12 protein-coding genes are annotated in these 16,120 nt (G+C 70.3%); 7 read left to right on the forward strand and 5 right to left on the reverse strand.

Annotation, left to right across the window (positions count from 1 at the left end):
* Positions 1 to 455 precede the first annotated feature (455 nt).
* Together ACFYXF_RS49055 and ptsP are read left to right on the forward strand one after the other, a co-directional pair.
* A complete protein-coding gene (locus ACFYXF_RS49055) occupies positions 456 to 905 on the forward strand; it encodes a PTS glucose transporter subunit IIA (protein WP_389360389.1) in 450 nt (149 codons plus the stop codon).
* A gap of 76 nt (positions 906 to 981) precedes the next feature.
* On the forward strand, positions 982 to 2,652 hold the full coding sequence (gene ptsP, locus ACFYXF_RS49060; RefSeq protein WP_389360391.1) for a phosphoenolpyruvate--protein phosphotransferase: 1,671 nt from the start codon (positions 982 to 984) through the stop codon (positions 2,650 to 2,652).
* A gap of 105 nt (positions 2,653 to 2,757) precedes the next feature.
* Here ptsP and ACFYXF_RS49065 read toward each other — a convergent pair whose 3' ends face one another.
* Entirely contained in the window at positions 2,758 to 3,651 is an 894-nt protein-coding gene (locus ACFYXF_RS49065; RefSeq protein WP_389360395.1) for a hypothetical protein, read from the reverse strand.
* Between the two features lie 22 nt (positions 3,652 to 3,673).
* Positions 3,674 to 4,948, reverse strand: coding sequence for an MFS transporter (locus tag ACFYXF_RS49070; protein WP_389360397.1), 1,275 nt, complete (start codon positions 4,946 to 4,948; stop codon positions 3,674 to 3,676).
* A gap of 45 nt (positions 4,949 to 4,993) precedes the next feature.
* On the opposite strand from ACFYXF_RS49070, the gene ACFYXF_RS49075 reads away from it, so the two are divergent.
* Positions 4,994 to 6,313, forward strand: coding sequence for an aminotransferase class I/II-fold pyridoxal phosphate-dependent enzyme (locus tag ACFYXF_RS49075; RefSeq protein WP_389360399.1), 1,320 nt, complete (start codon positions 4,994 to 4,996; stop codon positions 6,311 to 6,313).
* 20 nt (positions 6,314 to 6,333) lie between these two features.
* Here ACFYXF_RS49075 and ACFYXF_RS49080 read toward each other — a convergent pair whose 3' ends face one another.
* Positions 6,334 to 8,310, reverse strand: a complete 1,977-nt coding sequence (locus tag ACFYXF_RS49080; protein ID WP_389360401.1) for an acetoacetate--CoA ligase — start codon at positions 8,308 to 8,310, stop codon at positions 6,334 to 6,336.
* A gap of 182 nt (positions 8,311 to 8,492) precedes the next feature.
* Between ACFYXF_RS49080 and ACFYXF_RS49085 the strand changes: the two genes are divergently transcribed.
* Complete coding sequence (locus ACFYXF_RS49085; RefSeq protein ID WP_389360403.1) at positions 8,493 to 10,859, forward strand: TIM-barrel domain-containing protein; 2,367 nt, start codon at positions 8,493 to 8,495, stop codon at positions 10,857 to 10,859.
* Positions 10,860 to 10,865: 6 nt separating this feature from the next.
* On the opposite strand, the gene ACFYXF_RS49090 is transcribed toward ACFYXF_RS49085, so the two are convergent.
* Both ACFYXF_RS49090 and ACFYXF_RS49095 read right to left on the reverse strand, forming a co-directional pair.
* Positions 10,866 to 11,399 carry an NUDIX domain-containing protein gene (locus ACFYXF_RS49090; protein WP_389360405.1) on the reverse strand — a complete coding sequence of 178 codons (534 nt, stop codon included), beginning with the start codon at positions 11,397 to 11,399 and terminating at the stop codon, positions 10,866 to 10,868.
* Between the two features lie 48 nt (positions 11,400 to 11,447).
* Complete coding sequence (locus tag ACFYXF_RS49095) at positions 11,448 to 12,251, reverse strand: M15 family metallopeptidase (RefSeq protein ID WP_389360407.1); 804 nt, start codon at positions 12,249 to 12,251, stop codon at positions 11,448 to 11,450.
* 246 nt (positions 12,252 to 12,497) lie between these two features.
* Here ACFYXF_RS49095 and ACFYXF_RS49100 point away from each other — a divergent pair, with 246 nt between their 5' ends.
* From ACFYXF_RS49100 to ACFYXF_RS49110, 3 genes are all read left to right on the forward strand, one after another.
* On the forward strand, positions 12,498 to 12,923 hold the full coding sequence (locus tag ACFYXF_RS49100; RefSeq protein WP_389360518.1) for a Zn-ribbon domain-containing OB-fold protein: 426 nt from the start codon (positions 12,498 to 12,500) through the stop codon (positions 12,921 to 12,923).
* Positions 12,920 to 14,110: a lipid-transfer protein gene (locus ACFYXF_RS49105; protein ID WP_389360410.1), complete on the forward strand. Its 1,191-nt coding sequence runs from the start codon at positions 12,920 to 12,922 to the stop codon at positions 14,108 to 14,110. The genes ACFYXF_RS49100 and ACFYXF_RS49105 overlap by 4 nt, the downstream gene beginning before the upstream one ends.
* A gap of 136 nt (positions 14,111 to 14,246) precedes the next feature.
* Positions 14,247 to 15,872 (forward strand): EAL domain-containing protein, encoded by a 1,626-nt coding sequence (locus tag ACFYXF_RS49110; protein ID WP_389360412.1) that lies wholly within the window; start codon positions 14,247 to 14,249, stop codon positions 15,870 to 15,872.
* Positions 15,873 to 16,120: the final 248 nt, after the last annotated feature.

Here is a 16,120-nt window from a genome sequence, read left to right on the forward strand (position 1 = left end):
CACGAATGTGATGGACGGGGTATCAACATATCTGGCGTTGATTTTTGGCACGCTGTTGAGTTCTCAAGGAACGGACGCTTCCTTCGTACTCACCCGAGAATTTCTCTCGGACTTTCCTCTGGGCGCTTCCCTTCGGTGTTCCAAACTCTATCAGTGTTTTTCCGGCTCCCTGACCATCGTTCAGCAGGCATGCAGAACGAGACCCCGGGATAGGATCTGACAAGTTTGGTGCTGCCAGGCAAAGGCACGTGATCGCGTCGCTCGGCCTCAAGCAGGAGTACGACTGTACACGGGCGTTCGGAGCAGGCGCAAATCGATTGCGTGGTGCTCTACGGACGTCAACCGCCGTCTCTCGCACGGAACCGGCACTTCATATGACATACGCTGCTCAACAGTGTGCCGTCCGGGACAGGCAGTGACGGCCGGTATGAATCTCCATCCCCGGGAGGCTTCCCTTGACCACTGTGACGTCCCCTCTTGCAGGGCGTGCCATCGGACTGGCCGCCGTGCCGGATCCGGTCTTCTCCGGGGCCATGGTCGGCCCCGGCACCGCGATCGACCCCGTGCGTGAGCCTTCGGAGGCCGTCGCCCCTGTGTCCGGAGTCATCGTCTCGCTCCACCCGCATGCCTTCGTCGTCGTGGACGACGAAGGCCACGGCGTGCTCACCCACCTCGGTATCGACACCGTGCAGCTCAATGGCGAGGGCTTCGAGCTGCTCGTCAACAAGGGCGACACCGTGACGCGTGGACAGAGCGTGGTGCGCTGGAACCCGGCCGCTGTCGAAGCTGCCGGCAAGTCGCCGGTGTGCCCGATCGTGGCACTCGAAGCCACCGCCGACTCCCTCTCCGATCTCGTCGAGGACGGCGCTGTGAAGGCCGGCGACAGCCTCTTCGGTTGGCAGTGACATCAGCCGGACGATGACAGCCGGCAGGAAAACCACCGCGGCGGCGGGACCCGCCGCACTAACGGAGACGGGTGAGATGGAGACAACGCTGCGAGGCGTCGGTGTGAGCCACGGTGTGGCGATCGGCGAGGTTCGGCACATGGGAACGGCGGTGCTCGAACCGCCTGCGAAGCAGATTCCGGCCGAGGAGGCAGAGCGCGAACAGGGGCGCGCCCGCCAGGCCGTGGATGCTGTGGCCGCCGACCTGAATGCGCGCGGCAATCTGGCCGGCGGCGAAGCCCAGGCGGTGCTTGAGGCGCAGGCCATGATGGCCCAGGACCCCGAACTGATGGCGGACGTCGAGCGGCGAATAGCGGTCGGGAGCACGGCCGAGCGCGCCGTGTATGACGCGTTCGCCGCGTATCGCGCTCTGCTGGCGGGTGCCGGCGAGTACCTCGCCGGACGCGTGGCGGACCTCGACGACGTGCGGAACCGTATCGTCGCCCGTCTGCTCGGGGTTCCCATGCCCGGTGTCCCCGACAGCGACGAGCCGTACGTCCTTATTGCTCGTGACCTCGCTCCCGCCGACACGGCGCTGCTGGACCCCACTCTGGTACTCGGCTTCGTCACCGAGGAAGGCGGACCGACCAGCCACAGCGCGATCCTGGCAAGGGCCCTCGGTGTTCCCGCCGTAGTGGCGTTGCCCGGTGCGGGTGAGCTGGCCGAGGGCACGGTGATCGCCGTGGACGGCAGCACTGGCGAGATCTTCGTGGAACCCAGTGCGGAGAAGAAGGCGCAGTTGGAGGCGGCAGCGGCCCAGCGCAAGGCGGCGCTGGCGGGCTCGACCGGGCCCGGGGCCACTTCCGACGGTCACAAGGTGCCGCTGCTGGCGAACGTCGGCGGACCTGCGGACGTACCGGCTGCCGTCGAGGCCGGGGCCGAGGGTGTCGGTCTCTTCCGTACCGAGTTCCTGTTCCTGGACGACAGCAAGAGCGCGCCGTCCGAGGCGAAGCAGATCGAGGCGTACCGGCAGGTTCTCGAAGCGTTCCCCGAGGGGCGTGTCGTTGTCCGGGTGCTCGACGCGGGCGCGGACAAACCGCTGGACTTCCTGACGCCGGCCGACGAGCCGAACCCGGCTCTGGGCGTGCGCGGACTTCGGACCCTGCTCGATCACCCCGATGTGCTGCATACGCAGTTGACGGCGCTCGCGAAGGCCGCAGAAGGTCTGCCGGTCTATCTCGAAGTCATGGCTCCGATGGTCGCGGACCGAGCCGACGCCAAGGCGTTCGCGGACGCGTGCCGTGCGGCCGGGCTGCAGGCGAAGTTCGGTGCCATGGTGGAGATCCCGTCGGCCGCGCTGCGGGCACGTTCGATCCTCCAGGAGGTCGAGTTCCTGTCCTTGGGGACCAACGACCTCGCGCAGTACACCTTCGCCGCCGACCGTCAGGTGGGTGCGGTTTCCCGTCTGCAGGATCCGTGGCAGCCTGCGCTGCTCGACCTCGTCGCGCTGTCCGCCGAGGCGGCACGGGCCGAGGGCAAGAGTTGTGGTGTCTGTGGTGAAGCGGCCTCGGACCCGTTGCTCGCGTGTGTCCTGACCGGTCTGGGTGTCACCTCTCTTTCCATGGGCGCGGCTTCGATTCCTTATGTGCGGGCGTCACTCGCCAAGTACACGCTGGCGCAGTGCGAGCGGGCCGCTGCGGCGGCCCGGGCTGCGGACAGCGCCGAAGAGGCGCGCGACGCCGCTCAGGCAGTGCTGTCGGGCGAGTAAGCGGCAGGTCTGCACCGAGTCGTTGAACAGATCGGCCCGGCGCAGATCGTCCGTTCGTCGAGGGGCGTCCCACTTCGTGTGGGGCGCCCCTCACCCATTGCTCGTTCAGTGGGCGTGGCCCGTGGTGGGTTCCTCTCCTCCGAGATCGGGGGGTGTGCAGTAGTCGACGTCCGATTCCGGGGAGATCAGGTCGCCTGATTCGGCGTCGGTGCAGTAGGCGTCGAAGACCTCGCCGGCCGTAAGGGGCTCGACGCCGTTTCCACGCAGGCGCCAGCCGTAGATGCGGTCAGTAGTGCCGGGGGCGGTGGTGCGCATGACGAGGCCTCCGGGACTCTGGGAGGCGATGCCGAGGGCCAGGACCGTGGTGAATTCGAGGACTTCGGCCTCGTCGAGTTCCGTGGTGCCCTCGCTGTCGTCGTCCGCGTGGAGGACGGCGACCAATGTTTCGGCCGGTGTCGTGACGCTGCAGACGAGGTGCCTGTTTCCCTGCGGGGCGGTGTCGAGGATGCGGACCAGGAGGTTCGAGGCACGGGCGAAGGCCGCGTGTCCGATGTCCTCACCGCAGGATGCGCAGGCGCCGATACGGGCCAGGAGCGTGGCGGCGTACTCCCAGGTCGCCTGGCGGACGGCCTCGTCGACGAGGTCCGGGACGAGTTCGGCGAGGGGTTGGCCGTCGTAGGGAACGGTGGGGCCTGTGGTCGCGAGTTCCGCTGTGAAGCGGGTGCGGCTGGACGGGGCGTCCGGGTCGAGGCCGGTCGCCATGCAGAACTCGGCGTACTCCTCGGGGTCGAAGAGCGCGACGGTTGTGTGGTTGCCCTGGGCGGCAAGACTCTTCAGGAGAGCTTCCACCTCGCGGAGGTAGGACCTGTGGTTGTCGAAGGTGAAGCTGCGGTAGCGCCGCATCGCCCGGAAGTCGTGCTCGTCGGTGAGCAGGCCGATGGTGCCCGCGATCTCACGGCGCAGAACGCGCCGCATGGTCGAGTGCCTGGTGTTCGCCATGGTTCCCCCTGTGCGCAGTCGATCAATGCTCACTCACAGTAACCGTGGCCACTGACAATCGGGCTCGGGTCAGGCGGTCGCGGACGAGGCGGTGCTGGATCACGCAGGTCACAGCGATGCCGGCGCCGAAGCAGGTCCAGCCGAGGGGGCCGGTGGCGATGGCTGCCGTGACCGTCAGTGGACCGATGCTGCGTTGGACGGCTTGCGCGAGTCCATGGACCCCGAGGTACGCGCCCTGGGCGCTGTCGGAGGCGAGGGCGACCGAGAGTTCCCAGGAGACGGTGGCGTGGAGCATCTCGGCCAGGGTGAAGGCGGCGGCCGAGACTGTGAGGAACAGCGTCGCGGAGACGGTCGTACCGGTTGCCGAGAGGGCCATGGTGATGCCTCCCAGAGCGAAGACGGCGGACAGCGGGAGCAGGAGCCCACGAGCGGCCTTGGTGGTGGCGCCGAAACGGGCCAGGGGGACTTGAAAGGCAACCACCATCACGTTGTTGAGGACCATCAGCAGTGGGGCGAGGCCGGTGGGTGCGCTGCCGGTGTGGGCGATCCAGAGGGGCAGGCCGACCTTGAAGACCGCGTCGTCGAGGAAGAGGACGGTCTCGGTCGCGACGTAGGCGAGGTAGGTGCGATCGCGCCAGGGATTCGCCGGTTTGGTCGTGGGCGTGGGATCGGACGATGTGGCTACCGTGCGAGAGGGGGAAGGGGGTTCGGCGCAGCGGAGGGTGAGTATCGCGGTGGCGACGAACGAGAGTGCGTCGCCGACGAGCAGCCATTGGTACGCCGTGGTGGTGCCGAGGGCCAGAGCCGCGGCGGCGGCCAGGCCACCGAGGGCCCAGCCCGCATTGGCGGCCGTCCGGTTGACCGCCTGATAGCGAACGCGGTCCGGGCCGGCGACGCGGGTGGCGTAGAGCTTCGTGATGACGCTCGACGCGCGGTCGCCGAAGCCGCCGACGGCCGTACACGCGAGGAGCGCCGCGTAGTGGTCGGTCGTGAGCAGGGTGAACGAGGCCAGGGCGCGCATCACTTGGACGGCGATCAGGACGCGGGTGAGCGGGAACCGGTCGGCGAGGCGGCCGCCCATGGGTGCCCCGGCGATGCCGATGACTCCCGCGGCGGCGACGAGAGTGCCGACCTCGGCGATGGAGAGGCCGGCGACGTAGGTGAAGTACAGGACGGAGACGGATGCCCACAGGCCGCTGCCGACACGGTCGACGAGGGTGATCAGGAGCATTCTGCGGCCGTCCGGGCCGCCTGGTACGCGGTCGGTCCAGGCTGCCGCGCGACGCAGTGGATTCACGTCTCCCCCTTGCTTCGATTTATGTACTGATACATAATCTCCAACGTGGCAACACAATATGGGATCAGTGGTACGACGGCCAAGGGGATTGCCTCGTCCGTCGAACGAGGCGTGTCCGAGGGGTCGTTGGGGCCGGGGGCCGCGCTGCCTCCGGTACGCCGGCTCGCCGATGAACTGGGGGTGAGTCCGGGGACGGTCGCGACGGCTTACAAGGAGCTGCAGCGGCGCGGGATCGTGGTCACGCGCGGCCGGGGCGGGACCGTGGTGGCGGCGGCTCCGGCAGTTGCCTCGCGGCGGCCGCCCAAAGTCCCGGACGGACTGCGCGACTTGGCCGGCGGACACCCCGATCCCGAACTGCTCCCCCGGTTGGTGCCGCCCTCCCGTCTCTCTCCCGGCGCCCGCTCGCATCGCGCGACGCCCCGGCTGACGCGGCTGGAACACATCGTGCGGGAGTGGTTCGGGCCCGACGGAGTGCCGACGGAGCACGTGGCCTTCGCCCACGGGGCGCTGGATCTGATCGGGCGGCTGCTGTCGGTGGAGCTGCGTCCCGGCGATGCGGTGGCCATGGAGGACCCTGGCTACCACCATCTGCTGGACCTGGTGACCGCGTTGGGGCTGCGCAACGTCCCCGTCGCCGTGGACGACGAGGGGCTGCTTCCGGAAACGCTGCGACAGGCGTTGCGGGCGGGCGTACAGGCCGTTGTGTGCAGTCCGCGCGCGCAGAATCCCCGCGGGGGGTGTTTCTCGGCGGCGCGCAGGGACGCGCTTGTCGCGGTGCTCCGGGAGGAGCCGGAGGTGCTCGTGGTCGAGAACGATCACGCGTCCGCCGTCGCGGACGCACCCCTGTACACGCTGACCTCGGGCGGACTGGCCCGGTGGGTGCACGTCCGTACGGTGAGCAAGTTCCTCGGGACCGATCTGCGGTGGGCCGCGGCGGCCTGCGACCCGACCACACTGGCCCGGCACGACGGACGGATGCTGCTGACGTCCGGCTGGGTCAGTCATCTGCTCCAGGAGACCGTGTACGGGCTGATGACGGACGACGGCACGCGCGCGTTGGTCGCGAGTGCGCGGGAGACGTATTCGCTACGGCGGAACGCGCTGCTGCGGGAGCTGGAGCGGCACGGGATCCCCGCTCAGGGGGCGAGCGGGATGAATGTGTGGGTGCCCGTGCCGGACGAGTCCGCCGTGGTGAACGGGCTGCGGTCGTACGGCTGGTGGGTCGCGGCCGGTGCGCGGTTCCGGCTCGCGTCCGGGCCCGCGGTGCGGATCGCGGTGGCTGACCTCCAACCGGCCGACGCGGTGCGGCTGGCCTCGGACTTCGCAACCGTGCTGGTCGAGTCCGAGGCCACCTATGGTGGTTGACCGCTGTTCCCGGGTGCTGGTCAGGAGCGTTTGCTGGCCAGCTCTTCGTAGAAGCGCAGCAGGTCGAGGTTGTCGACGGAGCCGGGGTTGACTGCCTTCTCCAGGGGGCTGCCCTGCAGAAGTCGCTTCACCGGTACCTCGATGCGTTTGCCGGTGAGGGTGTGCGGTACTCCGGGGACCTCGATGACCTCGTCGGGGACGTGGCGCGGGGAGAGCTGTTCACGGATGGTCTGCTTGATGCGGCTCAGCAAGGCCTCGTCGAGGACGGCTCCGGGCGCGAGATGGACGAAAAGTGGCATCCAATAGCCGCCGTCGGGCTGTTCGACGCCGATGACGAGGGATTCCTTGATCTCGGGGAGCCGTTCGACGGCTTCGTAGATGTCGGCCGATCCCATGCGTACGCCCTGGCGGTTGAGCGTGGAGTCGGAGCGGCCGTGGATGATCACGGAGCCGCGCGAGGTGACGGTGATCCAGTCGCCGTGCCGCCAGACTCCGGGATAGGTGTCGAAGTAGCTGTCGTGGTAGCGGCTGCCGTCGGGGTCGTTCCAGAAGTGGATGGGCATGGACGGCATCGGGTTGGTGACTACGAGTTCACCGACCTCGTCCACCAGGGGTTTTCCGCTCGGGTCCCAGGACTGGAGGTCGGTGCCCAGTCCGGGCGCCTGGAGTTCGCCGATGTGCACGGGGAGGGTCGGTACGGCTCCTGCGAAGCAGGAGCACACGTCCGTGCCACCGCTGACCGAGGCGATCCACAGTGCGGCCCCGCTCTGCGCGAACTCGTCGTGCAGCCAGCGGAATCCGTCGGGGGGCAGCGGTGATCCGGTGGTGGCGACGCACTGCACCTTGGAGAGGTCGAAGTCCCGGGCCGGGTGCACGTCGGCCTTGCGGCAGGCCATGACGTACGCGGCCGAGGTGCCGAAAAGGGTCGCGCCCGTGCGCTCGGCGATCCGCCACTGGGCGCCCGTGTCGGGGTAGCCGGGGCTGCCGTCGTACAGGACGATCGTCGTACCAGTCAGGAGGCCGGAGACCAGGAAGTTCCACATCATCCAGCCGGTGGACGTGTACCAGAAGAAGCGGTCCTCCGGCCCCAGGTCGCAGTGCAGGCCGAGTTGTTTGAGGTGCTCGACGAGGATGCCGCCCTGGGACTGGACGATGGCCTTGGGAAGGCCGGTCGTGCCCGAGGAGTAGAGCACCCACAGGGGGTGGTCGAAGGCGACCTGCTCGTAGGCGGGTGTCACGTCCGCGGAAGTGAGAGCCGACCATTCCAGGGCGCCTTCAGGGGCCTCGGTGCCCAGCAGCGGGATGTGGACGACGGCGCGCAGGGTGGGCAGTTCGCGGCGGAGTTCGGCGACCGTGTCGCGGCGGTCGTGCTCCTTGCCGCCGTAGCGGTAGCCGTCGACGGTGAACAGCACGACCGGTTCGACCTGCTGGAAGCGGTCGAGAACGCTGCGCGCGCCGAAGTCGGGGGCGCAGGACGTCCATACGCCGCCCACTGCGGCCGTGGCGAGCAGGGCGACCACTGCTTGCGGAACGTTCGGGAGATAGCCGCTCACGCGGTCTCCTGGGCGTACTCCGAGGTCACGCAGCTCGGCGGCGAGGGAGCCGACCTGGCGGCGCAGCTCGGACCAGGTCACCGGGCGGGGCTCGTGGGTCTCGTCGACGTACAGGAGGGCCGGTTCGTCCGCGCGGGTGTCCGCGGCGCGCAGGGCGTGCTCGGCGTAGTTGAGGGTCGCCCCGGGGAACCATTCCGCGCCGGGCATCGAGCGATCGCCGAGCACGCGCGCGTAGGGGGTCGAAAACCCCACGTCGAACCACTCGGTGACGGCCTGCCAGAACGTGTCGAGTCGCTCCACGGACCAGCGGTGCAGCGCTGCGTAGCCGCCGTCGGCGGGGGCTCCGTGTCGTTCGGCCGCCCAGGCCTGGAACTTGGTGATCCTGGCCCGGGCGACGCGTTCTCGGTCCGGCTGCCAGAGAGGCGTGGGGTTCGTGGTGGACATGGGGCGGCTCCCGGAACAGTGCTCGTGACACGGCTGACACGGACCATGCCATCTGATCGACTCCGACACCAGGGTGCGCCGCGCGGGCGTCGTGTCGTGGAGATGAAGATGTGCTCATTACCGGGGTGAACGGATATTGAACGGTACGTATATCGGGCGAAGTCAGTGGCAGGCTGAACAGCATGGACGGTCGTGACCTGGTGCGTTCGGTGAAGGCGGTCGGTTCGGCGGGGGCGGCTCACGGGCTGCGTACCGTACGGGCCGCGTGGCGCAGCAGGCGTGCCGACGCCGCCGGGCTGCCGCCCCGGGGTACCGAGCGCGCACGGGTGCCGGGGGCCGTGCGGGACGTGGCGCCGGGGCCAGGTGGTGGTGTCGTCCGGTTCGCGCGGGCCGAGCTGCGAATCACCGTCGCCGTCAACGGGGCTGTCTTCTGGGGCTGGGACGGGGCCGGTCCCGAGCCGTCGTACGCGCTCACGGGCCGCTGTCCGGAGCCGGATCCCCGTGCCTCGCTGGAACCGGACAAGGACGGTGGCTGGCGGGTCGTGGCCGAGCGGGTGACGGTCGTGGTCTCTCGGCACGGCGCGGTGGAAGTGCTCACCCCCGGAGGGGTGAGTCTGCGACGGGAACTGCCGCCCCGCTGGTGGGAGCCCGTGGGCGGCGGTACGAGCCGCTGGACGCAACGCTCCGAAGTGGCCGCGGACGCGCGGTTCTTCGGGCTCGGCGGGCGCGCGTCGGGGCTTTGGCTGCGCGATGGGACGTACCGCCTGTGGAACACGGATCCCGGTCGGGCCTTCGGTCCCGGCGACGATCCGCTGTACATCACGATGCCGGTGCAGTTGGTGGTGGCCGACGCGGCGACCCATCTGGTGTTCCAGGACACCTCCTGGGACGGCACGGTGACCCTTAGGGAGGGCGAGGAGGGCGCGGGTTCCGGCCATGACCGGGCCGGGACGTGCGAGCTGCGGATGGACGGCGGGCCGCTGCGCTGCTGGATGATGGTGGGCACCCCCGCGCGCGTGCTGCACACCTGGACCATGCTCACGGGTGCGCCCGCGTTGCCCCCTTCGTGGGCGCTGGGCCACCACCACGCGCGCTGGGGCTTCGGCGGCGAGCAGGGGGTGCGACGGGTCGTCGCGGGCTATCAGGAGCACGATCTGCCGCTCGACGCGGTCCATCTCGACATCGACCACCTCGACGGAAACCAGGTGTTCACCGTCGACCAGGAGCAGTTTCCCAAGTTGCCGGCCCTCGCCGAGGATCTGCGGCGCGACGGGATCCGGCTGGTGTCGATCGTCGACCCGGCGGTCAAGGCCGAGCCGGGCAACACCGTGTACGACAGCGGGAGCGCCGAGGAAGCGTTCGTACGGGAGGCGTCGGGGCAGCTCGTACGGGGCGTCGTGTGGCCCGGGGAGTCGGTCTACCCCGACTTCACGCACGCGCGCGTGCGGGCCTGGTGGGGCCGGATGTACGCGGAGCGGCTCGGGCAGGGGTTCTCGGGTTTCTGGCACGACATGAACGAGCCCACGTCGTTCACCGCCTTCGGGGAGTCGACCCTGCCGCGTTCGGCCCGCCACTCGCTGGAGGGACACGACGGCGACCATCGCGAGGCGCACAACGTGTACGCCCTGTGCATGGCCAGGGCCGCCTACGAGGGGCTGCGCGAACTGGCGCCCGAGGAGCGACCGTTCATATTCTCCCGCTCCGGGTGGGCCGGTATGCAGCGCTACGGAGGGACGTGGTCCGGGGACGTGGCGACGGGCTGGCCGGGGCTGCGGGCGTCACTGTCGCTGGTCATGGGCCTCGGGCTGTGCGGGGTGCCCTACTCGGGTCCGGATGTGGGCGGCTTCGACGGGAGCCCGTCGCCGGAGCTGTATCTGCGCTGGTTCCAACTGGGCGCCTATCTGCCGCTGTTCCGTACGCACGCGAGTCTGCGGGCGGGGCGCAGGGAGCCCTGGGAGTTCGGCGCGGACGTACTCGCCCACGCGCGCGTGGTGCTCGTCGAACGCCGGCGCCTGCTGCCGTACTTCATGACGCTGGCGCATCTGGCGCGGCGCACGGGGGCGCCCTATGTGCGGCCGTTGTGGTGGGGTGCGCCCGAGGACCGGGCCCTGCGGGACTGCGAGGACGCCTTTCTGTTGGGTGACTGTCTTCTGGTGGCGCCGGTGCTCGACCCGGGTGCGGACCGGCGTGCGGTGCGGCTGCCGCGTGGGCGCTGGTACGACACGGTGACGGAGCAGGCGTACGAGGGGCCCTGTCAGGTGCTGATCGACGCCCCTTTGTCGCGGATTCCGGTGCTCGCGCGCGCGGGCGCCGTCGTACCCGTGCGGGGCGCAGACGGCGGCCTGGAGCTGGAGGCGTGGGCTCCCGCCCTCGGGCGTACCGGGGGCGGGCTGGTGGTGCCGGACGAGGGTGACGGGTGGGAGGAGGCGGACATCGAGCGGTACGTCACGCGTTGGGAGGGGCGGCGGGTGGTCGTCGAGCGGGACGGGGAGGACGGCGTGAGCGAGCCGTCCCGCCCCGTGCGCGTGCGGGGTCTCGCCGGGCTCTGATCGGGCTCAGTAGCGGCCCTCGAACCAGGCGCGTGCGGCCACCGTGTGCAGCGGGAAGGCCAGTTCCTCCGGCCTGCGCAGAAGGTGCCAGCCGTCCGTCTCGTCCGTGGCGGTGGACCGCGGCAGGTGGTCGGCGGAGCGCTCCGGCAGGACTCCGAAGAGCAGCAGGTGCCCGTCCGGCGAACTCATGGCGTCGGCGAGCCGGACATCGCGGCTCGCCGCCTCGATGCCCGTCTCTTCCCTCAGCTCACGGACGAGGGCCTGACGCCAGTCCTCGCGGTGGTCGACGTACCCGCCCGGCAGGGCGATCCCCCCGCGCGCGGGGGCGATGGTTCGGGTGATGACGACCAGGGCGGCGCCCTTGGTGTCGTACACGGGCTGGAGTGCCACCGCGACGGGCAGCGGGTTGCGGTAGGCCACGGTGCCACAGACGGGGCAGGTACGGGGCCAGCCGGAAACGCCCTCTCCGTAGGGCGCTCCGCAGCTCGAACAGTGGGAATCCGGCGCGGAGTTGTTGGTTGACAGATGATTTACGGACACGCGGCGGACTGTATCCGATCATGCGGACGGGGTCCTTCCGGGGGCTCCTCAGGACGTCGGCGTGAGAGAACTCGCGGAAACAGGGAAGTCGAAGTACGTGTCCGGATAGAGCTCGGGCTTGAACGTGAAGTGCCACCACTCCTCGGCGAGGTTGACGAAACCGAGGGCCTCAAGGGTGTCCTTCAGGAGCAGCCGGTTCGCGCGCTGCTCGCCCTGGATGCGCGGGTCGAGCGTGTGGGAGCGGGTGTCGAAGCAGTCGTAGCCCGTGCCCATGTCCACCGAGTTGTCGGGGAAACGCTCGCTCTGGGGCGCGTAGCAGGGCACCAGAGGTTCCCCGGGCACGTACGGCCTGGTCGGTTTCGCCGGGAGCTTCACGATCGTCAGGTCCATGGTCGAGCCCCGGCTGTGGCCCGACTTCTCCGCGATGTAGCCGTCCTCGAACAGGCGGGTCTTGTCGACGTCCGGATAGAACTCGCCCTTCATGGCCTGGTCGTCGAGATCCTCGGCCCAGCGGACGAAGTGGTCCACGGCGCGCTGCGGGCGGTAGCAGTCGTACACCTTGAGGGTGTACCCCTGCGGGCGCAGCTTCAGCTGGGCCTGGTGGAGGGCCTCGGCCGCGGGCCTGGTGAGGATGCAGATCGGCTGCTCGTAGCCGTCGATGGGCTCGCCCACGAAGTTGTGCGGGGTGAAGTAGCGCATCTCCTGGACGATCGTCGGGTCGACGGACCTCAGGGCCAGGAAGTCTTCGGGGGCGCCGGCCTCCGGCGTGGACCCTACGGCGGGCGCGGAGGCGGCCAGCAGCAGGGCGAGCGCTGTCATCAAGCCACGTACTGCGACAGGAAGTCGTGTCATGCCCCCTGCGTTTATCAGTTGTGGATCTCTCCGGGGAAGCGATCCGATGCGATCCTGCCCGATCGGGCACCAGGGACGGCCGGAACCACCCCCGTGGGCCCCGGCCGTCCCTACCGATACGACGACGCACGGACGGGGTGTCCGGTTCTGTGCGACGGCTGCCCAATCCGAAGTGACCGTGCCACACTTCTGACGTTCCGTCAGATCCAGGTCTCTGGAGGGGATGTGACACGTACCCGCACACCTGTGGTCGCCGGGTGGTTCACCGGGGACGGGGACGGCTTCCGGCTCCTCGGCACCCGCTGCTCGGCCTGCGCCTCGGTCTTCTTCCCCCGCGAGGACGTCCACTGCCGCAATCCGGGGTGCCCGGGCGGCGAGTTGGCCGAGGTGCCGCTGTCCCGGCGCGGGCGCGTCTGGTCGTACACCGACGGCAGATACCGGCCGCCGTCACCCTATGTGACCAATCCGGAACTTCCGTGGGAACCGTACGCGTTGATCGCTGTGGAGCTGGAGTCCGAGCGGATGGTGGTGCTGGGACAGGCGGTTCCCGGGGTCACCGTCGCCGATCTGACGGTGGGCATGGAGGTGGAGGTCGTCCAGGGGGTGCTCCACGAGGACGCGGAGACGACCTGGACGACCTGGCACTGGCGACCGACGGGGGCGGTGAAATGACCGGAGAGGTGGCGGTGCTCGGCGTGGGCATGCACCCCTGGGGCAAGTGGGGGCGCGGTTTCGCCGAGTACGGAGCGAGTGCCGCGCGCGCGGCACTCGCCGACGCGGGGATCGACTGGCGGGACGTCGACTCGGTCGTCGGGGCGGACACCGTGCGCGGGGGCTATCCCGGCTATGTGGCTGGGGCGACGTTCGCCAAGGCGCTGGGCTGGCAGGGCGCCCGGGTGACCAGCGTGTACGCGGCGTGCGCGTCCGGGGCGCAGGCGGTCGCCGTGGCACGCGCGCAGATCCTCGCCGGGCTCGCGGAGGTGGTGCTCGTCGTGGGCGCGGACTCGGCGCCGAAGGGGTTCTTCCGGCCGGCCGGCGGGGACCGACCCGACGACCCGGACTGGCTGCGGTTCCGGGTCCTGGGGGCGACGAACCCGACGTACTTCGGGCTGTACGCGCGACGGCGGATGGCCGTGCACGGGGACACCCTGGAGGACTTCGCACAGGTCAAGGTGAAGAACGCCGCCATGGGGGCGCTCAACCCGAACGCCCGCTACCGCAAGCGGGTCACGGCCGACGAGGTCGCCGCGTCCACGGTGGTCGCCGATCCGCTCCGGCTGCTCGACATCTGCGCCACCTCGGACGGCGGGGCGGCGCTGGTACTGACCGGCATGGAGTTCGCGCGCCGGCACGGGGTGGCGGAGCCGGTGCGGATCCGGGCGGTGTCGACGGTGACCCCGCGGTACCCCACCACGGTGCTGGACCTGCCTGACATCGCCACGGACTCCGCGGTGGCCGTGCAGCCGACGGACGAGACCTTTCGGGCCTCGATCGCACGGGCGGCCTACGAGGAGGCAGGCATCGGCCCCGAGGACCTGTCCCTGGCCGAGGTCTACGACCTGTCCACGGCCCTGGAGCTGCAGTGGTACGAGGACCTGGGCCTGTGCGGCGAGGGCGAGGCGGCGAAGCTGCTGCGGGAGGGCGCGACGGCCCCGGGCGGGCGCATACCCGTCAACACCAGTGGCGGTCTCGCCTCCTTCGGAGAGGCCGTGCCCGCACAGGCCATCGCACAGGTGTGCGAGCTAGCCTGGCAGTTGCGGGGGGACGCCGGTGACCGGCAGATCGCGAGGGCGCGCGTAGGCATCACGGCCAACCAGGGCCTGTTCGGGCACGGTTCGTCGGTGATCGCGGTGCGGTGAAGTACAGGTGGGCGGGGAGTGCGCATGAAGTGCGCGCCCAACTGGGAACTTCCACGCTGCGTGATCGGCCCGGAATCGTGCGTGAACACCTCGTGAACTGCGCCCGGGCGTACGCCTGGAGCGCCAAAATACTGCCGTGCCCTCCTGGACGGACGCTCTCCGTTTCGCCTTCCAGCCGGTCGTCAATCTGACGACCGGTGGCGTCGCGGCGCTGGAGATCCTGGCCCGCCCGGAGAGCGGCGACATCCTCGCCCAGGCTCGCCGCGACCCCGAACTCGACGGCCGACTGGCCGCGTTGGCGGTTCGGGCGGCGGCCGCCCGGGAGACGCTGCTGCCGCTCCACGTCAACGTGTTCGCCGGCACCCTCGCCGACCTCGGCGGGCTCGCCGCCCTGCATGACGCCGTGCGCGAGGCGGGGCGGCTGCCGTGGGAGGTGACGGTCGACGTGGTCCCGCCGTACACGCACGTGCCTCAGCGGGCGCTCCTGGAGGCGGTGGCCGTGCTGCGGGGCGAGGGCTTCCGGATCTGCGCGGACGGCGTCGGCGACGGGGACGTACCCCTGAGACTGCTCACGGACCTGGCGCCGGACCTGGTGAAGCTCGACGCGTCCATGCTGTCCCGGCCCGCGGCGGTACGGGCGATGCGGACCCTCTGCGAGCAGTTGGGCGCGCTTCTCTCGGTGGAGGGCGTAGAGACCGAACTGCAGTGCGCCGCCGCGGTGTCGGCCGGGGCCCAGCTGGCCCAGGGCGAGCTGTTCGCCCCGCCGACCCGGCTGCCCACAGCCGACGTATACGTTCCTCCGCTCTCCCCCGGGATGACCGCCACGGCTCCTTCCGGGCCGTCGGTGCGGCAGTTCGTACGGCCGGCCGCGCTCCTGCCCGCCACCGCGTCCTCGGGCCGGGTGCGGGCGCTCCTCACCGGGTCGCCCGACGTCTCCGGGGTGGTCCTCGTGGACGAGACCGGGATTCCCGTCCGGTCGGTGCACCGGTCCCGCTTCCTGCTGTCGATGTCGGGGCGCTACGGGCACGCCCTGTACGCCGACCGGCCCGCCGCCAAGCTGGGCGACCCGCCGCGCACGGTCGGCGTCGACGCGACCGCCTGGGAGGTCCTGGACGTGGTCGCGGACGGCGACCGTGACCGTACGTCGGACGACGTGGCGGTCGTCGACCGGTACGGGCGGTGCGTGGGCGTCGTACGGCTGGCGGATCTCGTACGGGCGCTCGCCGAGACCCGGGTCGAGGAGGCGGCGGGGCTCAATCCGCTGACGCGGCTGCCCGGTTCGGACGCGATCACCGCGGAAGTGGACCGGCGGATCGCGGCAGGGCGGATGTTCGCGCTGAGCTGGCTGGACGTCGACCACTTCAAGCGCGTCAACGACGGTGCCGGATTCGCGGCCGGCGACGAGCTGATCCGTTCGGTGGGGCGGGTGTTGTCGCACTCGGCGTCCGGGAGCACGCGCGTGGGGCACATCGGCGGGGACGACTTCCTCGTACTGGCGGATCCGGAAGGTCTCGATCCGCTGGCGTCGGCGGTGCTCGACACGCCCTGGTACGCGGGCGGACACGCCGTCACGCTGTCCCTGGCGACGGTCCTGTGCGCGCCCGGCAGTGTCGCGGACCACCGGCAGGCCGCCGCGTGCCTGGCGCCGCTGAAGCAGGCGGCGAAGTCCCTCTACGGGGCGAGCTGGGTGCTCGGCCGGGCAGGCCTGCCCGGTCACGAGATCCGGCGGGGCTCGGGGCTGGCACCCGCGCAGGCGGGGTGAGGGCGGCACAGAGGCCGTTCCAGGCAACCGCCACCGCATCCGCGAGGGGGCGTCTCAACCAGTGTCGTCGGCGACCTTGACGCTCACAGGACGTCGGAGAACACTTCCGGTGTCAGTCGGCATCGCCACACATTCTCGGCGTAATCAGGCAATGCGCCGTGCGGGCCCCAGCCGCACCACGGGCCATCTCCATGCGGGCGATCCGGCTGCGACGGCACGCTCGTCACGGACGCCGGGCGGGGCGCGGG

It is taken from the genome of Streptomyces sp. NPDC002680 (assembly GCF_042889145.1).
Lineage (GTDB): Bacteria > Actinomycetota > Actinomycetes > Streptomycetales > Streptomycetaceae > Streptomyces > Streptomyces adonidis.

What these genes read in the sequence shown, in the direction of transcription:
- ACFYXF_RS49105 (WP_389360410.1), top strand. Translation starts at nt 12,920, where the DNA reads ATGACCGGAGAGGTGGCGGTGCTCGGCGTGGGCATGCACCCCTGGGGC.
- ptsP (WP_389360391.1), top strand. Translation starts at nt 982, where the DNA reads ATGGAGACAACGCTGCGAGGCGTCGGTGTGAGCCACGGTGTGGCGATC.
- ACFYXF_RS49065 (WP_389360395.1), bottom strand. Translation starts at nt 3,651, where the DNA reads ATGGCGAACACCAGGCACTCGACCATGCGGCGCGTTCTGCGCCGTGAG.
- ACFYXF_RS49095 (WP_389360407.1), bottom strand. Translation starts at nt 12,251, where the DNA reads ATGACACGACTTCCTGTCGCAGTACGTGGCTTGATGACAGCGCTCGCC.
- ACFYXF_RS49080 (WP_389360401.1), bottom strand. Translation starts at nt 8,310, where the DNA reads ATGTCCACCACGAACCCCACGCCTCTCTGGCAGCCGGACCGAGAACGC.
- ACFYXF_RS49085 (WP_389360403.1), top strand. Translation starts at nt 8,493, where the DNA reads ATGGACGGTCGTGACCTGGTGCGTTCGGTGAAGGCGGTCGGTTCGGCG.